This is a genomic window from Kineococcus radiotolerans SRS30216 = ATCC BAA-149 (genome assembly GCF_000017305.1).
Lineage (GTDB): Bacteria > Actinomycetota > Actinomycetes > Actinomycetales > Kineococcaceae > Kineococcus > Kineococcus radiotolerans.
Map to the genome: position 1 here is coordinate 715499 of NC_009664.2, position 19451 is coordinate 734949.

16 protein-coding genes and 1 pseudogene are annotated in these 19451 nt (G+C 75.0%); 7 read left to right on the forward strand and 10 right to left on the reverse strand.

Features of this window, described 5'->3' with window-relative positions:
• Positions 1-28: 28 nt before the first annotated feature.
• Together KRAD_RS03575 and KRAD_RS03580 are read left to right on the forward strand one after the other, a co-directional pair.
• Positions 29-703, forward strand: a complete 675-nt coding sequence (locus KRAD_RS03575; protein ID WP_011981877.1) for an amino acid ABC transporter permease — start codon at positions 29-31, stop codon at positions 701-703.
• Entirely contained in the window at positions 700-1548 is an 849-nt protein-coding gene (locus tag KRAD_RS03580) for an amino acid ABC transporter permease (RefSeq protein ID WP_011981878.1), read from the forward strand. Before KRAD_RS03575 ends, KRAD_RS03580 begins: the two co-directional genes overlap by 4 nt.
• 39 nt (positions 1549-1587) lie before the next feature.
• On the opposite strand, the gene KRAD_RS03585 is transcribed toward KRAD_RS03580, so the two are convergent.
• The 3 genes from KRAD_RS03585 to recA are packed head-to-tail and all read right to left on the reverse strand — an operon-like array spanning position 1588 to position 3455.
• Positions 1588-1881 carry a putative quinol monooxygenase gene (locus KRAD_RS03585; protein ID WP_011981879.1) on the reverse strand — a complete coding sequence of 98 codons (294 nt, stop codon included), beginning with the start codon at positions 1879-1881 and terminating at the stop codon, positions 1588-1590.
• A 9-nt stretch (positions 1882-1890) separates the two neighbouring features.
• Positions 1891-2412, reverse strand: a complete 522-nt coding sequence (locus KRAD_RS03590; RefSeq protein ID WP_049821060.1) for a regulatory protein RecX — start codon at positions 2410-2412, stop codon at positions 1891-1893.
• Positions 2409-3455 carry a recombinase RecA gene (gene recA, locus KRAD_RS03595; protein WP_011981881.1) on the reverse strand — a complete coding sequence of 349 codons (1047 nt, stop codon included), beginning with the start codon at positions 3453-3455 and terminating at the stop codon, positions 2409-2411. The genes KRAD_RS03590 and recA overlap by 4 nt, the downstream gene beginning before the upstream one ends.
• A 217-nt stretch (positions 3456-3672) precedes the next feature.
• On the opposite strand from recA, the gene KRAD_RS25865 reads away from it, so the two are divergent.
• Positions 3673-4656: an SMP-30/gluconolactonase/LRE family protein gene (locus tag KRAD_RS25865; RefSeq protein ID WP_011981882.1), complete on the forward strand. Its 984-nt coding sequence runs from the start codon at positions 3673-3675 to the stop codon at positions 4654-4656.
• Positions 4647-5174 carry a DinB family protein gene (locus KRAD_RS25870; RefSeq protein ID WP_011981883.1) on the forward strand — a complete coding sequence of 176 codons (528 nt, stop codon included), beginning with the start codon at positions 4647-4649 and terminating at the stop codon, positions 5172-5174. The genes KRAD_RS25865 and KRAD_RS25870 overlap by 10 nt, the downstream gene beginning before the upstream one ends.
• 6 nt (positions 5175-5180) lie before the next feature.
• Here KRAD_RS25870 and KRAD_RS03610 read toward each other — a convergent pair whose 3' ends face one another.
• A complete protein-coding gene (locus KRAD_RS03610; RefSeq protein ID WP_041292611.1) occupies positions 5181-5408 on the reverse strand; it encodes a DUF3046 domain-containing protein in 228 nt (75 codons plus the stop codon).
• Positions 5409-5483: 75 nt separating this feature from the next.
• On the opposite strand from KRAD_RS03610, the gene KRAD_RS03615 reads away from it, so the two are divergent.
• Together KRAD_RS03615 and KRAD_RS03620 are read left to right on the forward strand one after the other, a co-directional pair.
• Positions 5484-10238 carry an ATP-dependent helicase gene (locus KRAD_RS03615; protein ID WP_011981884.1) on the forward strand — a complete coding sequence of 1585 codons (4755 nt, stop codon included), beginning with the start codon at positions 5484-5486 and terminating at the stop codon, positions 10236-10238.
• 9 nt (positions 10239-10247) lie between these two features.
• Positions 10248-11135 carry a DNA-formamidopyrimidine glycosylase family protein gene (locus KRAD_RS03620; protein WP_011981885.1) on the forward strand — a complete coding sequence of 296 codons (888 nt, stop codon included), beginning with the start codon at positions 10248-10250 and terminating at the stop codon, positions 11133-11135.
• A gap of 426 nt (positions 11136-11561) precedes the next feature.
• On the opposite strand, the pseudogene KRAD_RS27755 reads toward KRAD_RS03620, so the two are convergent.
• From KRAD_RS27755 to KRAD_RS03650, 6 genes and pseudogenes are all read right to left on the reverse strand, one after another.
• Positions 11562-11754, reverse strand: a pseudogene (locus KRAD_RS27755) (helix-turn-helix domain-containing protein); the annotation flags it as partial.
• Positions 11755-11905: 151 nt separating this feature from the next.
• A complete protein-coding gene (locus tag KRAD_RS03630; protein ID WP_011981887.1) occupies positions 11906-12403 on the reverse strand; it encodes a CinA family protein in 498 nt (165 codons plus the stop codon).
• Between the two features lie 4 nt (positions 12404-12407).
• Positions 12408-12995, reverse strand: coding sequence for a CDP-diacylglycerol--glycerol-3-phosphate 3-phosphatidyltransferase (gene pgsA / locus KRAD_RS03635; protein ID WP_011981888.1), 588 nt, complete (start codon positions 12993-12995; stop codon positions 12408-12410).
• 2 nt (positions 12996-12997) lie between these two features.
• Entirely contained in the window at positions 12998-14458 is a 1461-nt protein-coding gene (rimO, locus tag KRAD_RS03640) for a 30S ribosomal protein S12 methylthiotransferase RimO (protein ID WP_011981889.1), read from the reverse strand.
• 35 nt (positions 14459-14493) lie between these two features.
• Positions 14494-15267 (reverse strand): NYN domain-containing protein, encoded by a 774-nt coding sequence (locus KRAD_RS03645; RefSeq protein ID WP_041292614.1) that lies wholly within the window; start codon positions 15265-15267, stop codon positions 14494-14496.
• Between the two features lie 64 nt (positions 15268-15331).
• Positions 15332-17887, reverse strand: coding sequence for an FtsK/SpoIIIE family DNA translocase (locus tag KRAD_RS03650; protein WP_011981891.1), 2556 nt, complete (start codon positions 17885-17887; stop codon positions 15332-15334).
• Between the two features lie 387 nt (positions 17888-18274).
• Between KRAD_RS03650 and KRAD_RS03655 the strand changes: the two genes are divergently transcribed.
• Positions 18275-19411: a heparan-alpha-glucosaminide N-acetyltransferase domain-containing protein gene (locus KRAD_RS03655; protein WP_011981892.1), complete on the forward strand. Its 1137-nt coding sequence runs from the start codon at positions 18275-18277 to the stop codon at positions 19409-19411.
• Positions 19412-19451 lie beyond the last annotated feature (40 nt).

Below are 19451 nucleotides of genomic sequence, written 5' to 3' on the forward strand. Positions count from 1 at the left end.
GCCACCCTCCCTCCAGCAAGGAGACGACGTGCAGGTCATCGTCGACAACCTCGACGTGTTCGGCCGCGGGATCTGGGGCACCGTCACCCTGTTCTTCTGGGCCACCCTCGGCTCGCTCGTCCTCGGCACCGTCCTCGCGGTCTTCCGCATCTCCCCCAGCGCGGCGCTGCGGGCCTTCGGCACGACGTACGTCAACGTCTTCCGCAACACCCCCCTCACGCTGATCATGGTGTTCTGCGTGCTGTGCCTGCCGACGCTGCAGATCACCTTCAGCGACGACACCGCCCGCCAGTACCGCGCCTACGCCATCCTCGCGCTGGTCGCCTACACCTCCTGCTTCGTGTGCGAAGCGGTGCGCTCGGGCATCAACACCGTGCCGCTGGGCCAGGCGGAGGCGGCGCGCGCGATCGGGCTGCCCTTCACCGGGGTGCTGCGCCTGGTCGTCCTCCCCCAGGCCTTCCGCGCCGTGGTCCCGCCGCTGGGCAGCGTCCTGAACGCCCTGCTGAAGAACACCTCCGTCGCCTCGGCGGCGAGCAACTACGAACTCGTCTCGGCCATGCGCAACCTCGTCGAGCAGAACGGCAACGCCGTCATCGCCGTCCTCATCGGGATCACCGTGGCCTACATGCTGCTGGCGGGGGTGCTCTTCACCGGCGTGACCCTGCTGGAACGGCGGACGGCACGGAGCGGAGCGAACGCGTGAGCCAGGTCCTCTACGACGCCCCCGGCCCCCGGGCCCGGCGCCTCAACGCCGTCCTCACCGTGGTCGGCGTCGCGCTATTCGCCGGGGTCCTCGGGGTCGTCGTCTGGCGGCTGAACGGCGCGGGGCAGTTCGCGCCCTCGAAGTGGAGCCCCTTCAGCTACACCGACATCCAGACCGCCCTCCTCGGCGCCTGGTGGCAGACGATGAAGGTCGCCCTGGTGGCGATCCTGCTCTCGGTGGTGCTGGCCGCGGTGCTGGCGAGCGCGCGGCTGTCGCACGCGAGGGCGCTGCGGCGGGTCGCCTACGGCCTGATCCAGCTCTTCCGGGCGCCGCCGGTCCTGCTGCTGATGTTCTGGTTCTTCTACGGCTCCGGCGGGGACGTCCCGCTGTACTGGTGCGGTGTCCTCGGGCTCACCGTCTACAACGGGGCCTTCCTCGCCGAGATCCTGCGCGCCGGGGTCGAAGCCCTGCCGAAGGGGCAGCGGGAGGCCGGGCTCGCCGTCGGGCTCACCGAGAGCCAGGTCCTGTGGACGATCCAGCTCCCGCAGGCCGTGCGGTCCATGCTGCCGTCGCTGGTGTCGCAGATCGTCGTCATCCTCAAGGACAGCGCGCTCATCTACATCATCGGCTACTCGGAACTGCTCCGGTGGGGCACGCAGCTGGGGTCGCAGTACTTCAACCTCATCCCCGCCATGCTCGTCATCGCCGTCGTCTACGTCGGCACGAACATGGTCATCGCCGCGATCGCCAAGGTGGTGGAGCGGCGGATGAGCACGAAGACGGCGGGCAAGACAGCCGCTGCCGGACCCCCGCAGTTCGTCGCTACGCCGTCGGGCGGGGCCTGAGACGCGGGCCGGCCTCCCCGTGGAGGCCGGCCCCGGTCCTCAGATGTCGTCGCGGACCGCGTACAGCGTCAGCTTGCGGTCGGTGACGATCGAGCCGAGCCGGTTCGCCCCCTCGGGGGTGGCGCGGAAGGCCCGGTAGGCGTTGTCGTCCTCGATGGACTCCCACCGCTCGACGATGGACACGTGGGTCTCGTCGGCGTGGTCGATGAGCACCTCGCACCCGAGGTTGCCCTTGAAGGCGCGGGTGGCTTCGAGGGTCTCGGTGAGGATGGCCGGGGCGTCGGCGACGTTCTCGGGCTTGAGGGTGAGTTCCAGGATCGCGATGGTGGTCACGGGCGGAGGCTACGCCTGCCCGTCGAGCTCCTCGCGGACGACCCGCAGCACCACGTCGGTGGGGAACCCGCGGCGGGCGAGCAGGCCGAACAGCCGGCGTTCGCGCACCGCGCGCTCCAGGCCCGCGGTGGAGCGGAGCTTGCGGCGCACGAGCTCCCGGGCGGCCTCGGCCTGGCTGTCGTGGTCGACGACCTCCAGCGCGTCCGCGGCGGTCTCGTCGTCGACGCCCTTCCGGCGCAGCTCCTGGGCCAGCGCCCGACGCCCGCGCCCGCTGCGGCGGGCGTGCACGAAGGACTCGGCGAAGGCGCGGTCGTCGACGAGGCCGACCTCCTCGAAGCGGTCGAGGACCTCGACCACGATCTCGGCCGGCACCTCCTTGGCGGCCAGCTTCTCGGCCAGCTGCTTGCGGGTGCGCGGCGCCATCGTCAGCTGCCGCAGGGCGATGGTGCGGGCGACCTCGCGCGGGTCGGCCTCCCGGTCCGGGTTCTCGTCCGGACCGGGAGGGACCTGCTCGGGGGGCCGACGGCTCAGAAGTCGACCTTCTCCTCGACGTCGACCTCGGCCGGGGCGTCCAGGCGGGCGCCGATGCCGAGCTTCTCCTTGATGCGCTTCTCGATCTCGTCGCCGAGGTCGGGGTTGTCGCGCAGGAAGGCGCGGGCGTTCTCCTTGCCCTGGCCGAGCTGATCGCCCTCGTAGGTGTACCAGGCGCCGGACTTGCGCACGAAGCCGTGCTCGACGCCGAGGTCGATGAGCCCACCCTCGCGGGAGATGCCCTGGCCGTAGATGATGTCGAACTCGGCCTGCTTGAAGGGCGGGCTGACCTTGTTCTTGACGACCTTGACGCGGGTCCGGTTGCCGACGGGGTTCGTCCCGTCCTTGAGCGTCTCGATCCGGCGGACGTCGAGGCGGACCGAGGCGTAGAACTTCAGCGCCTTGCCGCCCGTCGTCGTCTCGGGCGAGCCGAACATGACGCCGATCTTCTCGCGCAGCTGGTTGATGAAGATGGCCGTGGTGCCGGAGTGGTTCAGCGCACCGGTGATCTTGCGCAGGGCCTGCGACATCAGGCGGGCCTGCAGACCGACGTGGCTGTCGCCCATCTCGCCCTCGATCTCGGCCTTGGGCACGAGGGCCGCGACGGAGTCGATGACGATGATGTCGAGGGCGCCGGAGCGGATCAGCATGTCCGCGATCTCCAGCGCCTGCTCCCCCGTGTCGGGCTGGGAGACCAGCAGCGCGTCGGTGTCGACGCCCAGCTTGGCCGCGTAGTCCGGGTCGAGGGCGTGCTCGGCGTCGATGAAGGCGGCGATGCCGCCGGCCTTCTGGGCGCTGGCCACGGCGTGCAGGGCGACGGTCGTCTTGCCCGAGGACTCCGGGCCGTAGATCTCCACCACGCGACCGCGGGGCAGGCCGCCGATGCCGAGGGCGACGTCCAGGGAGATGGAGCCGGTCGGGATGACCTCGATCGGCGGACGGACCTCGTCGCCCAGCCGCATGACCGAGCCCTTGCCGAAGTTCTTGTCGATCGCTGCGAGGGCGGCGTCGAGGGCCTTCTCGCGGTCCGCAGGAGCGGGCATGTCCTCACCTCAGGGTCTGGAACGGGATGTTCACGGGTCTGCTCTGGTTGACGTGGACCACGTTAGGACGGACCTCCGACACGACCCCCGCGACGAGCGCGGGCGGTGGGCGGCGAGCCCGGCGACTCCCCTGTGGACACCGCGATGCTATCCGTACACGTGTTCGATCCCAAGCCCGTCGCGGCGTGTCCGCCGCGGGGATCACTAGGCTGCGGCCGTGACGCAGACGTCCCCCGGCTCCCCCACCGTCCTCGACCCGCGCGGGGCCGCCCTGCTGCCCGCGGGCGCCGTCCTCGAGCGCCTCGGCACGGGCAGCACCTGGGCCGAGGGCCCGCTCTGGCTGCCGCGGGAGCGGGCGCTGATCCTCAGCGACATCCCCGGGAACCGGGTCCTGCGCTGGGACGAGGCGTCGGGGGTGGGGGGCGGCCTGACCGTCCACCGCGAGGGGGTCGAGTTCACCAACGGCCGCACCCTGGACCGGGAGGGCCGCGTCGTGACCTGCTCCCACGGCCGGCGCGCGGTCGAGCGCACCGACGCCGACGGCACCACCACCGTCCTCGTGGACCGCTACGGCGACGCCCGCCTCAACTCCCCCAACGACGTCATCGTCGCCTCCGACGGCGCGATCTGGTTCACCGACCCCCCGTACGGCATCAGCGTGGAGGTCGAGGGGCACGAGGGCCACCGCGAGTACGGCGACAACTTCGTCTTCCGCCTCGACCCGGCCACGCGGGAGCTGCGGGTGGTCGTCACCGACGTCGAGGAGCCCAACGGCCTCGCGTTCTCCCCCGACGAGTCGCTGCTCTACGTGGCCGACACCTCCGCCGCACCGACCCCCGGCAACGGGACCCACCGGCTCATCCGCGTCTACGACGTCCTCACCGGCGTCCGCGGCGGACGCGGCCCGCAGGCCGCGCCCAGCGGGCCGGTGGTCAAGAACGGCCGGGTGTTCGCCGAGGTCGACCGCGGCCTGGCCGACGGCTTCCGCGTCGACACCGCCGGCAACGTCTGGACGTCCGACGGGGACGCGGTGGCGGTGTACGCCCCCGACGGCACCCGCCTGCTCGAGGTCGTCGTGGGCGAGGTCGTGGCCAACCTCTGCTTCGGCGGCGCGGACGGCACCGACGTCTTCGTCGCGGCCTCCACCAGCGCCTACCGGCTGCGGACCAGCGCCGTCGGCGCGGGGCTGTGGTGGCTGTGAGCGCCACCGTCCCGCCCGCCCCCGAGCGCCGCGAGCCCCCGGAGGTCGGTGACGAGCGCGCCACCGTCGAGGGCTTCCTGGAGTACCACCGGGTCACCTTCGCCCGGAAGCTGGAGGGCCTGACCCCCGAGCAGCTGCGCCGGCGCAGCGTGGAGCCGTCGTCGATGTCGCTGCTGGGCCTGGCCCGCCACCTCGCCGAGGTGGAACGCGGCTGGTGGCGCGAGGGGGTGGCCGGCGAGGACGCCCCCGCGCGGACGTACTCCCCCGACAACCCCGACGGCGACTTCGACGACGTGGAGACCGCCGACGCCGCCGCCGACCTCGACTGGCTGGCTCAGGAGCAGGCGCACGCCCGGCGCGTCCTCGCCGCGCGCTCCCTCGACGACACCTGGGAGCACCCCCGGCGCGGCACCCTCAGCGTCCGCTGGGTGCTGACCCACCTGCTGGAGGAGTACGCCCGCCACAACGGGCACGCCGACCTGCTGCGCGAGCGGATCGACGGCGCGACCGGGGAGTAGCCGGCCCTACCGCGGCCGCTTCGGGCGCCGGTCGCGGCCCAGGCGGCGCTCCGGGGGGACGTCCATGGCCTCGCACAGCGCCAGCCAGATCTCCTTGGGCTCCACCCCGGCGTCCAGCGCCTGCCGCGCGGTGCGGTCGTCGAGGGCGAGCAGGTGCTGGTCGGTGGCCAGCGAGCGGCCGTAGGCGTCCCCGAACTCGTCGGTCACCAGGGTCCAGAACTCGCTGACGCGCATGGGCGACAGGGTGCCACGCAGCGGCACCGCGAGCGCCGGGGGGCAGGTGTCGGACCCGGGTGGTCGAATGGCGCCATGACCCTGGACGCGTCCCCGGACCTCGACCAGCAGGAGGTCCTCGGGCGGTTCTCCGAGGCGACGCGGGCCTGGTTCACCGGCGCCTTCGCGGCTCCCACGCCGGCGCAGCTGGGCGCCTGGGACGCGGTCAGCCGCGGGCAGCACGCCCTCGTCGTCGCCCCGACGGGATCGGGCAAGACCCTCTCGGCCTTCCTGTGGGCGCTGGACGGCCTGGCCGGTGAGCCGGTGCCGGAGGACAAGGACCACCGCTGCCGCGTCCTGTACGTCTCCCCCCTCAAGGCGCTGGCCGTCGACGTCGAGCGCAACCTCCGGTCCCCGCTCACGGGCATCCGCCAGGCCGCGCAGCGCCTGGGTCTGCCGGTGCCGGAGGTCCGCGTCGGGGTGCGCTCGGGGGACACCTCCCAGGAGGAGCGCCGCGGGTTCACCCGCACCCCGCCCGACGTCCTCATCACCACGCCGGAGTCGCTGTTCCTGCTGCTGACCTCCAAGGCCCGCGAGCAGCTGCGCGGGGTCCGCACCGTCGTGCTCGACGAGGTCCACGCGATGGCCGGCTCCAAGCGCGGGGCCCACCTGGCGCTGTCGCTGGAGCGCCTCGACGCCCTGGTGCAGGCCGCGGGGGGCGAGCCCACCCAGCGGGTGGGGCTGTCCGCGACGGTCCGCCCGGTGCAGACGGTGGCCGAGTGGGTCTCCGGGGGGCGGCCGGTGACGATCGTGCAGCCGCCCTCGACCAAGGAGTTCGACCTGCGCGTCGTCGTCCCGGTGGAGGACATGAGCGACCTCGACGCCTCCGGCCGCGGCGCGGAGGACCCCGACGACCTGACGGGTCAGGCCTCGGGCGGCGCCCGCCGGGCCAGCATCTGGCCGCACGTCGAGGAACGCATCGTCGACCTCGTCGCCGAGCACCGCTCCACGCTGGTGTTCGCGAACTCCCGGCGGTTGTCCGAGCGGCTGACGGCGCGGCTGAACGAGGTCTGGGACGAGCGGCTGAACCCCGAGGAACCCGACGGGGCCGCCCCCGCGCCCCCCGCCCAGCTCATGGGGCAGGCCGGGACGGGGACGGGTGCCCCCGCCGTCCTGGCCCGGGCCCACCACGGCTCGGTGTCCAAGGAGCAGCGCTCCCTCATCGAGGAGGACCTCAAGGCCGGCCGGCTGCCCGCGGTCGTGGCGACCTCCAGCCTGGAGCTCGGCATCGACATGGGGGCGGTCGACCTCGTCGTCCAGGTCGAGTCCCCGCCCAGCGTCGCCAGCGGGCTGCAGCGCGTCGGTCGCGCCGGCCACCAGGTGGGCGCGGTCTCGCGCGGGGTGCTGTTCCCGAAGTTCCGCGGGGACCTGCTGCAGACCGCCGTCGTCGTCGAGCGCATGCGCGACGGCCGCATCGAGGAGCTGCACGTCCCCGCCAACCCCCTCGACGTGCTGGCCCAGCAGATCGTCGCGATGGTCGCCATGGACGAGTGGACGGTCCCCGACCTGCTCGCCCTGGCCCAGCGCGCCGCGCCGTTCGCCACGCTGTCGCGCGCGGTGCTGGACGCGGTGCTGGACATGCTCTCCGGCCGCTACCCCAGCGACGAGTTCGCCGAGCTGCGCCCGCGGCTGGTGTGGGACCGCGTCACCGAGACCCTCACCGGACGGCCCGGGGCGCAGCGCCTCGCGGTCACCAGCGGCGGGACGATCCCCGACCGCGGGTTGTTCGCGGTGTTCCTCGCCACCGGCGAGGGGCCGGGGCGCCGGGTCGGGGAGCTCGACGAGGAGATGGTCTACGAGTCCCGCGTCGGCGACGTCATCACCCTCGGTTCCTCGGCCTGGCGGGTCGAGGACATCACCCACGACCGCGTGCTGGTCACCCCCGCTCCCGGCCAGCCGGGGCGGCTGCCGTTCTGGCACGGCGAGGCCCTGGGACGCCCGGCGGAGCTCGGCCGGGCCCTGGGCGAGTTCGTCCGCGAGCTCGGCGGCCTCGACGGCGGGTTCGCCGGGGAACCCGCGCGCGAGCGCGTCCGGGCCGCGGGCCTGGACGACTGGGCCACCGGCAACCTCCTCGCCTACCTGACCGAGCAGCAGGAGGCGACCCGGCACGTCCCCGACGACCAGACGATCGTCGTCGAGCGCTTCCGCGACGAGCTGGGCGACTGGCGGATCTGCATCCACTCCCCCTTCGGCGGGCAGGTCCACTCCCCCTGGGCGCTGGCCCTGGGCGCGCGGATGCGCGAACGGTTCGGCGTCGACGTGCAGGCCATGCCCGCCGACGACGGGATCGTCCTGCGGCTGCCCGACCTGGACCTGCCCGAGGGCCAGTCCCCCGACGTCGCCGACCTGGTCGCGCTGGAGGCGAGCGAGGTCGCCGAGATCGTCACCGCCGAGATCGGCGGCTCCGCGCTGTTCGCCTCCCGGTTCCGCGAGTGCGCCGCCCGCGCCCTGCTGCTGCCGCGCCGCCAGCCCGGCAAGCGCCAGCCGCTGTGGCAGCAGCGCCAGCGCGCCGCGTCGCTGCTGGAGGTCGCGAGCCGGTTCGCGAGCTTCCCCATCGTCCTGGAGACGGTGCGCGAGTGCCTCTCCGACGTCTTCGACGTGACCGGGCTGGAGCGGTTGATGACCGACCTGGCCGCGCGCAAGGTGCGGGTCGTCGAGGTCGAGTCGCAGCAGCCCTCCCCCTTCGCGCGGGGGCTGATGTTCGGCTACGTGGCGCAGTTCCTCTACGAGGGCGACTCCCCGCTGGCCGAGCGGCGCGCCGCCGCGCTGGCCCTGGACCCCAGCCTGCTGGCCGAGCTGCTCGGCCGCGGCGAGGGGGCCGCGCTGCGCGACCTGCTGGACCCCGAGGCGGTGCAGCGCACGGAGGACGAGCTGCAGCGGCTGGTCCCCGAGCGCCGCTGCGCCGACGCCGAGGACGTCGCGGACCTGCTGCGCGTCCTGGGTCCGCTCACCACCGCCGAGGTGGTCGTCCGCAGCGGTCGCGGCGAACCGGGCTCGCAGGGGCCCGCCGCCCTGCCCGAGGGCGAGGTCGCCCGCTGGCTGGTGGGGCTGGAGGAGGCGCGCCGGCTGATCCGGGTGCGCATCGCCGGGGAGGAGCACTGGGCCGTCATCGAGGACGCCGGGCGGCTGCGCGACGGGCTCGGGACCCCGCTGCCGGTCGGGATCCCCGAGGCGTTCACCGAACCCGTCGCCGACCCGCTGGCGGGGCTGTTCGGCCGCTACGCCCGCACCCGCGGGCCGTTCACCGTGCTCGACGTCGCGGCCCGCTTCGGGGTCGGGCGGGCGGTGGCGCACGACGCGCTGCGCCGGTTGCAGTCCGCGGGCCGCCTCGTCGAGGGGGAGCTGCGCCCGGGGGGCACGGGGCTGGAGTTCTGCGACGCCGACGTGCTGCGCATCCTGCGCCGGCGCTCGCTGGCCGCGCTGCGCGCCGACGTCGAACCGGTGCCGCCGCGCGACCTCGCCCGGTTCCTGCCCGCCTGGCAGGGGGTGAGCACGGGGTTGCGCTCGCGGCTACGCGGCGTGGACGGGGTGCTGCGGGCGGTGGAGCAGCTCGCCGGGGCGGTCGTCCCCGCCAGCGCCGTGGAACCCCTGGTGCTGGCCGCCCGGGTGGAGGGCTACTCCCCCGCGATGCTGGACGAGCTGACCGCGGCCGGCGAGGTCGTCTGGTCCGGTCACGGCAGCCTGCCCGGCGACGACGGGTGGGTCTCCCTGCACCCGGCGGACCTCGCCCCGCTGACCCTGCCCGACCCGCGCGACTCCGAGATCGACCTCGACACCGAGCTGCACCGGGCGGTGCTGGACGCGCTGGCCGGTGGCGGTGCGTACTTCTTCCGGGCGCTGTCCGACGCGGTGGGGTCCACCGACGACCCGGGCCTGACCAGCGTGCTGTGGGACCTGGTGTGGGCGGGGCGGTTGACCAACGACACCCTCGCCCCGCTGCGCAACCGCCTAGGCGGGCGCGGGGCCCACAAGCCCCGGGCCGCGGCGCCGAGGTCGCGCTACGCCCGGACCGCCCGCCCGGCGCGCGGTCTGCGGGGGACGCGGGTCGAGCTGCCCTCGCGCAGCGGGCCGCCGTCGGCGGCCGGCCGGTGGTCGCTGCTGCCGGAGATCGAGGCGGACGCGACGGTGCGCGCCCACGCCAGCGCCGAGGTCCTCCTGGACCGGCACGGGGTCCTGACCCGCGGGGCCGTGGCCAGCGAACGCGTCCCGGGGGGCTTCGCCGCGGTGTACCGGGTGCTGGCGGCCTTCGAGGACGCCGGCCGGGCCCGGCGGGGGTATTTCGTGGAGGGGCTGGGCGCCTCCCAGTTCGCCACGACGGGGGCGGTGGACCGGCTGCGCGACTCCGCCCGCCCGGTGGGCGGTGACAGCCCCTCGCAGCGGCGGGAGTCCCGCCGCGACGCGGGGCCGGGGGCCGTCGTCCTCGCCGCGACGGACCCGGCGAACCCGTACGGGGCGGCGCTGCCGTGGCCGGAGCGACCGGAGGTCACCGCAGGCGCGAGCGGGCACCGGCCCGGTCGCAAGGCGGGGGCGCTGGTCGTGGTCGTCGACGGCGACCTCGTCCTCTACGTCGAGCGCGGCGGGCGGTCGGTGCTGTCGTGGACGCAGGACCCGGAGACGCTGCAGCCGGCCGCCGACGCGCTGGCCCTGTCGGTGCGCGACGGCGTCCTGGGGAAGCTGACGGTGGAGAAGGCCGACGGCAGCGGGGTCCTGCAGGCGGACTCCCCGCTGGCCCAGGCCCTGGAGTCCGCGGGCTTCCACGCCACCCCGCGCGGCCTGCGGATGCGCTCGTGAGGGGGTCCGGTGCCCGAGGGTGACACCGTCTGGCGCACGGCGCGGCGGCTGCACCGGGCGCTGGCCGGGCGGGAGCTGCTGGTCAGCGACCTGCGCTGGCCGAGCCTGGCGACGGTGGACCTCTCCGGCCGGGAGGTCCTGGAGGTCGTCAGCGCCGGCAAGCACGTCCTGACCAGGGTCGCCGCGGGCGGGGACGACCCGCCCCTGACCCTGCACAGCCACCTGCGGATGGAGGGGTCCTGGTTCGTCGAGCGGACCGGTGACCCGCACGGGCGGCGGTCGGCGTCGGGGATCCGGGCCGTGCTGACGACCGCGGAGTGGACGGCGGTGGGGCACAAGCTGGGGATGCTGGACCTGGTGAGCACCGACCGCGAGGCCGAGCTCGTCGGTCACCTCGGGCCGGACCTGCTGAGCCCGGGGTGGGACCCGGAGGAGGCCCGGCGCCGGCTGCTGGCGGACCCCGCGCGCGAGCTGGGGGCGGCGCTGCTGGACCAGCGGGTGCTGGCGGGGGTCGGCACCCTCTACATGGCCGAGGCGTGCTTCCTGGTGCGGCTGACGCCGTGGTCGCCGGTGTCGGACCTCGAGGACCCCGAGGGCTTCCTCGCCCTCCTGCACCGGCTGCTGCACGTCAACAAGGACCGTCCCGCGCAGGTGACGACCGGCGACCTGCGCCACGGGCGGCAGCACTTCGCCCACGCCCGCTCCGGGTTGCCGTGCCTGCGCTGCGCCGGGACGGTGCGGGTGGCCCCGATCGGGGTGCCCCCGCAGGACCGGACGGCCTTCTACTGCCCCGGCTGCCAGGTCGGCCCGACCCCCACCGACGACGGCCGGCCGCAGCGACCGCTGGGCAGCTCGGGGCGCGCCGCCCCCACCCGCGGCTACCGCGCCCGGCGCTGAGACGCGAGCACCCCGTCCGCGGGCGCGGACGGGGTGCTGGGAGGACGGCGGGCCCGGGAACGGGGTGCCCGGGCGCTGCTCAGGCGGCGGAGACCAGCCGCCGGCGCAGGATGAGCTCGAGCTCGTCGGGCAGGCCCTCGAGCTCGACGGCGAACTCGCCGCCGGCCTCCTGGGCCAGACCACCCAGGGCGGAGTCGATGGCGTGGTCGACGACGGAGTCGACGGCCTGGTCCACGAGGGAGTCCAGGTCGTGCTCCTCGGCGCGCGCGCTCGCCCCGAGGGGGGTGTCCCCCTCGACTACGGGCAGCAGCGGGACGGGGGCCTCGACGGCCGGGGTGGGCACCACGCCCTCGGCGGCGTAGCGGCGACCCACCGCGGGGACGCCCTCCTCGCGGGCGATGCGGCGGGTGACCTCGCCCAGCACCTGGGACAGGGGCACGTCGAGCGCGGTGCAGATGGAGGCGAGCAGCTCGCTGGAGGCTTCCTTCTGGCCGCGCTCCACCTCGCTGAGGTACCCCAAGGACACGCGCGCGGTCGAGGAGACCTCGCGCAGGGTGCGCTGCTGACCGCGGCGCTCGTCGCGCAGCACGTCACCGATCGTCCGGCGGAGCACGACCATGCGGCGGCCTCCCTCAGGGAGTCGAGGTGGCAGCTCCCGCAGGACCGGACGTCCGTCCGGAGCCGTTCGGTGGCTGCCAGTGGTGGAAGGACCACCGTACCCCGCCCGGGGCTTCAGGGTCGTGGTGGGAACGGAGTTGCGCACGTAGGGCTCAACTCCCCGTACCCCCCGGGTGTTCCGCGAGGGCGGCGAGGACCTCGGCCAGCGCCGCGGTCACGACCCCGGCCCGCACGACCGGGCGGTCGCCCTCGACCCGGAGCCGGACGTGGCGGGCGCCGCCCTCGATCCAGTCCGCGGCCACCCCCACGAAGGCCGTCCCGGCGGGGAAGCCGTCGGCGGGCCCGGGCCCGGCCACCCCCGTCGTGGAGACGCCCACGTCGGCGCGGAGCCGGGCCCGCGCCCCCCGGGCCATCTGCTCGGCGACGAGACCGTCGACCGGCCCGGTGCGGGCCAGGGCCTCGCGCTGGACGTCGAGCAGGTCGGCCTTGAGCTCCGTCGCGTAGGCCACGACACCGCCGCGCACGACGGCCGAGGCCCCGGGGACGTCGACGAGGGCCGCGCAGAGCAGCCCGCCGGTCAGCGACTCGGCGGTGGCGACGCTCGTCCCGGCGGCGGCGAGGGCCGCGACGACCTCGGCGGGGCCGCTCACCGCGTCACGGCCGCAGCAGCTTCGCGCCGGCGACGACGTAGGCCCAGGCGCTCCAGAGGGTCAGGACCACGGCGACGCCCATGACGGCCAGGCACAGCGGGTCCAGGGCGGCCGGCAGCGGGACGACGAAGAGCCCGACGGCGACGGTCTGCACCACCGTCTTGATCTTTCCGCCCTTGGCGGCGGGGATGACGCCGCGGCGGATGACCATGAACCGCAGCAGGGTCACCAGCAGCTCGCGGACCAGGATGACGACCGTCATCCACCACCACAGCCGGCCCTGCAGCGAGAGCACGACGAGACCAGCCCCGATGAGGGCCTTGTCCGCGATCGGGTCGGCGATCTTGCCGAAGTCGCTGACGACCTGCCAGCGGCGCGCCAGGTGCCCGTCGTAGCGGTCGGTGATGCTGGCGGCGACGAAGACGGCCGCGGCCGCGGCGCGCCACCGCCAGTTCGTGCCGCCGTCCATCGCGAGGAACCACACGAAGACGGGGACGAAGACGATCCGCAGGACGGTCAGCGCGTTCGGCAGGTGCAGCTTGTGCCACCCCTGCGTCGTCCCGACCTGCCCCTCGGCGCTCGTCCTGCTCATGCTCAGACCGTAGCCCTCACCAGCGGTTCCGCCAGCAGGTCCGCCCCCGCGACCCCGGTGACGCGCGCGGTGACGAGGTCGCCGACGTGCACGACGAACCCCGCGGGCAGGTCCAGCTCGGTCTCGCCGTCGACGTCGGGCCCCTGGTGGGCGGCGCGGCCCACGACGTGGGGGTCGCCGTCCTCGTCCACGACGCTCTCCACGAGCACCTCGACGACCTCGCCGAGACGTTCCTCGGCGCGCTGGGTGACGAGTTCCTCGACCAGGCGGGTCACCCGGTCCACGCGGGCGGCGACGACCTCGTCGGGCAGCTTCCCGTCCAGCGTCTCGGCCTCGGTGCCGTCCTCGTCGGAGTAGCCGAAGACCCCCACGACGTCGAGGCGGGCGCGTTCGAGGAAGGAGCACAGCTCGTCGACGTCGGCCTCGGTCTCGCCGGGGAAGCCGACGATGACGTTGGAGCGGATGCCGGCCTGCGGGTGGCGCTCGCGGACCTGCTCGAGCAGGGCCAGGAACGGCTCGGTGCCGCCGAAGCGGCGCATGCGGCGCAGCACGGCGGGGCTGGAGTGCTGGAAGGAGAGGTCGAAGTAGGGCACGACCCCCGGGGTCGACGTCAGGGCGTCGAGCAGACCGGGACGGACCTCGGCCGGCTGCAGGTAGGAGACCCGCACGCGCTCGATGCCCTCGACGGCGGCGACGTGCGGGAGCAGCGCCTCCAGGGCGCGCAGGTCGCCGAGGTCCTTGCCGTAGGAGGTGGTGTTCTCGCTGACGAGGAACACCTCCTTGACGCCCTGCTCGGCCAGCCACCGGGTCTCGGCCAGCACCTCCTCGGCGGGGCGGGAGACGAAGGAGCCGCGGAAGGCGGGGATGGCGCAGAAGGTGCAGCGCCGGTCGCAGCCGGCGGCGATCTTCACCGGGGCCCACGGGCCGGAGCCGAGGCGGCGGCGCACCACCCGGGGCCCGCTGGCCGGGGCGAGCCCCTCCGGCAGGTCGGGTTCGGCGATCACCGGGCGCGCGGCCTGGCGCTCGGCGGGGGCCAGCGGCAGCAGGGTGCGGCGGTCGCGCGGGACGTGCGACTGCGGCTTCTCGCCGTGCAGGATCGCCTCGAGGTGGCTGGACAGGTCGCCGTAGGAGTCGAACCCGAGGATGGCGTCGGCCTCGGGCAGCGACTCGGCGAGGTCCTTGCCGTAGCGCTCGGCCATGCAGCCGACGGCGACCACGGCCTTCGTGCGCCCGGCCTCCTTGAGGTCGGCGGCGGCCAGGACGGTGTCGATGGAGTCCTTCTTGGCCTGCTCGACGAAGCCGCAGGTGTTGACGACCGCGACGTCGGCGCCGTCGGCGTCGTCGACCAGCGTCCAGCCGGCGTCGGCCAGGCGGCCGGCCAGCTCCTCGGAGTCGACGTCGTTGCGGGCGCAGCCGAGGGTGACGAGCGCGACGGAACGCGACGTTCCGGAGGTGGGGGGCACGTCACCAGGGTACGTGCCGCGCGCGGCGGGGACGCTCAGCCGGTGCGGGCCTGCTGGCCCTGCGGGGCGGGGACGCGCCCCACCTCCCCCACCTCGGGGGGCTGGGCGCGCGGTCGGTCCTCGCCGGCGGGGGCGGGGGCCGGGGCCTCGACGGCGGGGACGGGGTGGGGGTGCTCCAGCGGGCCGGAGTCCTCCAGCAGCGCCCGCATGGGGCGGGTGGGGCGGAACCAGCCGCCGTCGGGGGGCAGGGCGGTGAGCCGGGTGCGCCCGAGGGAGACCTGGAACGCGCCGGGCACGTCCTCGAGGTCGACGAACTCGATGAGCGGGGACTCCTGGGCGTAGCCCGCGACCTCGGCGAAGGACAGCACGACGACGCGGACCCCGGCCCGGTGCAGCTCCTCCAGGGGGGCGAGGAAGTTGCGGCCGTCGCCGCTGGCGACGACGACCCGCCGCAGCCGGTGGGAGGCGCGGCGGGAGGCGATGTGCTGCAGCATCGCGTCGTCGACGTCGTCCTCGGGGTGCACCTTGGGCCGGGCGAAGACGGCGTACCCGAAGCTGCGCAGCGCCTCGATCCAGCCGCGCAGCGAGACCGCGCTGGTGGGGTGCACGTTGGTGAACACGCAGCCCTCGACCTCGTGGTCGGCGGCCTCGGAGAGGAACCACCGCGCGATCGCGTCGAACCGGGGCCGGTCCGAGGACGCCGGCCGCGACCCCAGGATCGAGGACAGCGTCATGTCGATGTTGGGCGCGTCCCAGACCAGGAGGTCGAGGTCCCGCCGGGCCGGCTCGTGGGGGCGGGGCGAGTCCATGACCACAAAGTTACACGGAGAGTCACCGGTTTGCGACGCCCCGCTCGCTCTGCGTGACGTGTCGTCAGCGGCGGTCGAGCAGCTCCCAGGCGTCCTCGTCCCCGCCGTCGGGTTCGACGACCTCGAGGTCGCCGACGGCGTCCGGCCCCGGCAGCCGCGGCGGCTCGTCCCCGCGCATCAGCGCCAGCGTCCCGGGCAGGTCCTCGGGGCGCACCAGCACGTCGCGCGCCTTCGAGCCCTCGCTCGGGCCCACGACCCCGCGCGACTCCAGCAGGTCCATCAGCCGCCCGGCCTTGGCGAACCCGACCCGCAGCTTGCGCTGCAGCATCGACGTCGACCCGAACTGGGTGGTCACCACGAGCTCGGTGGCCTGCAGCAGCACGTCGAGGTCGTCGCCGATCTCCTCGTCGACCTGCTTCTTCTGCGCCGAGACCACCACGTCGTCGCGGTAGGTCGGCTGCAGCTGCGACTTCACGTGGCTGACGACGGCCTCGATCTCGCTCTCGGTGACCCACGCCCCCTGCACGCGCATGGGCTTGGAGACCCCCATGGGCAGGAACAGCGCGTCGCCCTGGCCCACGAGCTTCTCCGCGCCCGGCTGGTCGAGGACGACGCGGGAGTCGGCCAGCGAGCTCGTCGCGAAGGCCAGCCGGGAGGGGACGTTGGCCTTGATGAGACCGGTGACGACGTCGACCGAGGGCCGCTGCGTCGCCAGCACCAGGTGGATGCCGGCGGCGCGGGCGAGCTGGGTGATCCGCTGGATCGAGGCCTCGACGTCGCGGGGGGCGACCATCATGAGGTCGGCGAGCTCGTCGACGATGACCAGCAGGTACGGGTAGGGCTGCAGCACGCGCTGCGAGCCCTCCGGCGGGTGGACCTTGCCCGCCCGCACCGCCCGGTTGAAGTCGTCGAGGTGCTTGAAGCCGAACTGCGCGAGGTCGTCGTAGCGCAGGTCCATCTCCCGCACCACCCACTCCAGGGCCTCGGCGGCCTTCTTGGGGTTGGTGATGATCGGGGTGATGAGGTGCGGGATGCCCTCGTAGATCGTCAGCTCCACCCGCTTGGGGTCGACGAGCACCATGCGGACCTCGTCGGGCGTGGCCCGCATGAGGATCGAGGTGATCATCGAGTTCACGAAGCTGGACTTGCCCGCGCCGGTGGCGCCCGCGACGAGCAGGTGCGGCATCTTGGCGAGGTTGGCGATGACGAAGCCGCCCTCGACGTCCTTGCCGACGCCCATGACCATCGGGTGCTCGGTGCGGGTCGCGACCTGGCTGCGCAGCACGTCGCCCAGCGAGACCGTCTCGCGGTCGGTGTTGGGGATCTCGATGCCGATCGCGGACTTGCCCGGGATCGGGGACAGGATCCGCACGTCGGCGCTGGCCACCGCGTAGGCGATGTTCTTGGACAGCTGGGTGACGCGCTCGACCTTGGTGCCCGGCCCCAGCTCCACCTCGTAGCGCGTCACCGTCGGGCCGCGGGAGAACCCCGTCACCCGGGCGTCGATGTCGAACTGCTCCAGGACCCCGGACAGCGCCTCGACGACCCGGTCGTTGGCCGCGCTGCGCTCCTTCGGCGGGGTGCCCGGGGTGAGGGCGGAGGGTTCGGGCAGCGTGTAGGTGACGTCCCCGGCCAGGGCCAGCTGCTCGATGCGCGGGGGCATCGGGGTGTGCGGCGGGGCGGGCAGGTCCTTGGGCTTGGTCGCCGGGACGCTCGCGGCGTCGACCGCGGGCCGCTCCGGGGCGGGTTCGGGCCCGTCGTCCGCGGCGGGCAGGTCGGCGGGCAGCGCGCGGCGCGCGCCCGGGCGCGGCTTCGGCGCGGGCTCCTCCCCCGCCTCGGCCGCCGCCCGCAGCTCGGCCTCGGTGATCGCGGCCCGGTCGAACGCCTCGTCGCCGACGCGCGCCTCGTCGCGGCCGCGACGCCGCTTCGGCTTCTCCGCGGCCTCGGCCCCGGGCTCGATCGCGCGGGCCGCGCGCTGGCGGGCGAGCGCCGTGGCCGGGAGGTCCTTGCGCGCCTGCCGCTGGGCCTCGCGCTCGGCCTCGCGCTGGGGGTGGTGGGTGAGCCGCTCGTAGGCCTCGTGCACCCGGGCGGGGATGGCGTGCACGGGCGTCGCGGTGAGGACCAGGACCCCGAAGAAGCCGAGGAGGACGAGGATCGGGACCATCACCCACGGGGTCAGGGCGGTGGTCAGCGGCCCGGCGACGAGGAACCCCAGCATGCCGCCGGCGTCGGTGACGACGCTGGCGCCCCCGGGTCCGGTGGGCGAGGGGGCGCCGGTCGCGAGGTGGACCAGCCCGGCCGCGGACAGCGTCAGGGCGATGGACCCCACGACGGCCCGGGTCGTGGTCTGGGTGTGGTCGGGGTGGCGCAGCAGGTGGACGGCGAGGCCGACGAGGACGACGGGCAGGGCCAGCGCGACCTCGCCGAAGGTGCCGGCGGCCACGGTGTGGATGACCGCGCCGGCCCGGCCGGGCAGCCCCCACCACTCCCGGGCGGCGACGACGATGGCCAGCGCCAGCAGCGCGAAGCCGGCGCCGTCGCGGCGCAGCTCCGGGTCGAGGTCGCGGGCGCCGTCGCCGACGCGGCGGGCGGTGCCCCCGACGAGGTGCGCGCAGCCCATCCAGACCGCCGTGACGGCGCGGACCGGCCAGGACGGACCGGTGGGGGCGGGACGCTTCGCCGCGGTCCGGGCGGTGGTCCTCGCCGGGGTCCGGCCGGCCGCCGGCCGGGAACCGCCGCTGCGCGCGGGGGTCTTCGCGGCCGCCTTCGAGCCCGCCTTCGTGCCGCTCCGGGATCCGCCGCTCGTCACCTTGGTGGAACCTCCCCTACCGCTGGTCGTGCGCGCGTTCGTCGGGGAGGCCATGCGGTCACGGTACCGATCGCACGGTCGTCCAGCCCGCGACGGGCGCGACTGCTCCGACCGGGCGAGCGCCCAGCCGGTCCTCAGCGTGCCCCGGCCCCCGCGCCGACCCGGGCCGACACGCCGCGCACCCGACACACTGGCCCCGTGACGACCCTCCTCGAGAACCCCACCACCGGCCGCGTCGCCGGGGTCGACCTGGCCCGGGCGGTGGCGATCGTGGGGATGGTGGCGATCCACGTGCTGCCCGGGGAGGAGGCGCCCGGAGCCGGCGGGGTGCTCTACGGCGTGGCCCACGGGCGGGCGTCGGGGCTGTTCGCCGTCCTCGCCGGACTGTCGCTGGGGCTGGCGACCCGCCGCGCGGGCGGGCAGCGGGCCGCCGCGCGCGCCTCGGTCGTGGTCCGGGGCCTGCTCGTCGCCCTGGTCGGGCTGGTCCTGGTCGACGCCGGCAGCCGGATCGCGATCGTCCTCGCCTACTACGGGGTGGCGTTCCTGGTGGTGCTGCCGTTCCTGTGGTGGCCGCTGCGCCGGCTCGCGCTGCTGGCCGGGGGGTGGCTCGCGCTGGCGCCCCTGGTCTCGTTCGGCCTGCGGCGCACGTACGCCCTGCCCCCGCAGCTCGAGCAGCCGACGCTGGAGTGGCTGGCGCGGCCGGGCGACCTGATCGAGGCGCTGGTCCTCACGGGGTACTACCCGGTCATCGGCTGGGCCGGTTACCTGCTGCTCGGCCTGGCGGTCTCGAAGGTGGACCTGCGCAGCACCACCACCGCGGTGCGCGTCCTCGGGGCGGGGGCGGTGACCGCGGCGGCGGCCTGGACGGTCAGCGCCCTGCTGCTGGGCCCGTTCGGCGGGGCGGACGCGCTGGCCCGGCGCCACGGCCCGTCCGTCCTGGAGCGCCAGGAGCACTACGGCACCGTCCCGACGGACTCGGGGTGGTGGCTGGCCGTGGCGGGCCCGCACTCGGGGACCCCCTTCGACCTGCTGCACACCGCGGGGACGGCGCTCGCGGTGATCGGGGCGGCGTGCCTGCTGCCCGCGGCGCTCACCCGGTTCCTGCGCCCGGTCGCGGCGTTCGGCAGCATGCCGCTGACGATGTACACCGCCCACGTGCTCGCGCTGGCCGCGTGGCCGGAGGACGACCTGTCGGTGCTGGCGCTGCACGTGGGCGTCGGGGTCCTCCTCGCCACCGGGTGGCGGGCGGTCGTCGGCCGGGGGCCGCTGGAGACGGTCGTCGGGGCCGCCGCCCGGGCGGTCGCGGCGCCGCTCGCGCGGACCCCGGCCCGCTGACGGGGACCCACCGCCCCGGCCGCCACCCGGCCGAAGGGCG

Bases quoted from the DNA above. Each gene is read 5' to 3' on its own strand.
- recA (WP_011981881.1), bottom strand. From the start codon at position 3,455: ATGCCCGCTCCTGCGGACCGCGAGAAGGCCCTCGACGCCGCCCTCGCA.
- KRAD_RS03610 (WP_041292611.1), bottom strand. From the start codon at position 5,408: ATGCGCGTCAGCGAGTTCTGGACCCTGGTGACCGACGAGTTCGGGGAC.
- KRAD_RS03615 (WP_011981884.1), top strand. From the start codon at position 5,484: ATGACCCTGGACGCGTCCCCGGACCTCGACCAGCAGGAGGTCCTCGGG.
- pgsA (WP_011981888.1), bottom strand. From the start codon at position 12,995: ATGAGCAGGACGAGCGCCGAGGGGCAGGTCGGGACGACGCAGGGGTGG.
- KRAD_RS03645 (WP_041292614.1), bottom strand. From the start codon at position 15,267: ATGGACTCGCCCCGCCCCCACGAGCCGGCCCGGCGGGACCTCGACCTC.
- KRAD_RS03650 (WP_011981891.1), bottom strand. From the start codon at position 17,887: ATGGGCTGCGCGCACCTCGTCGGGGGCACCGCCCGCCGCGTCGGCGAC.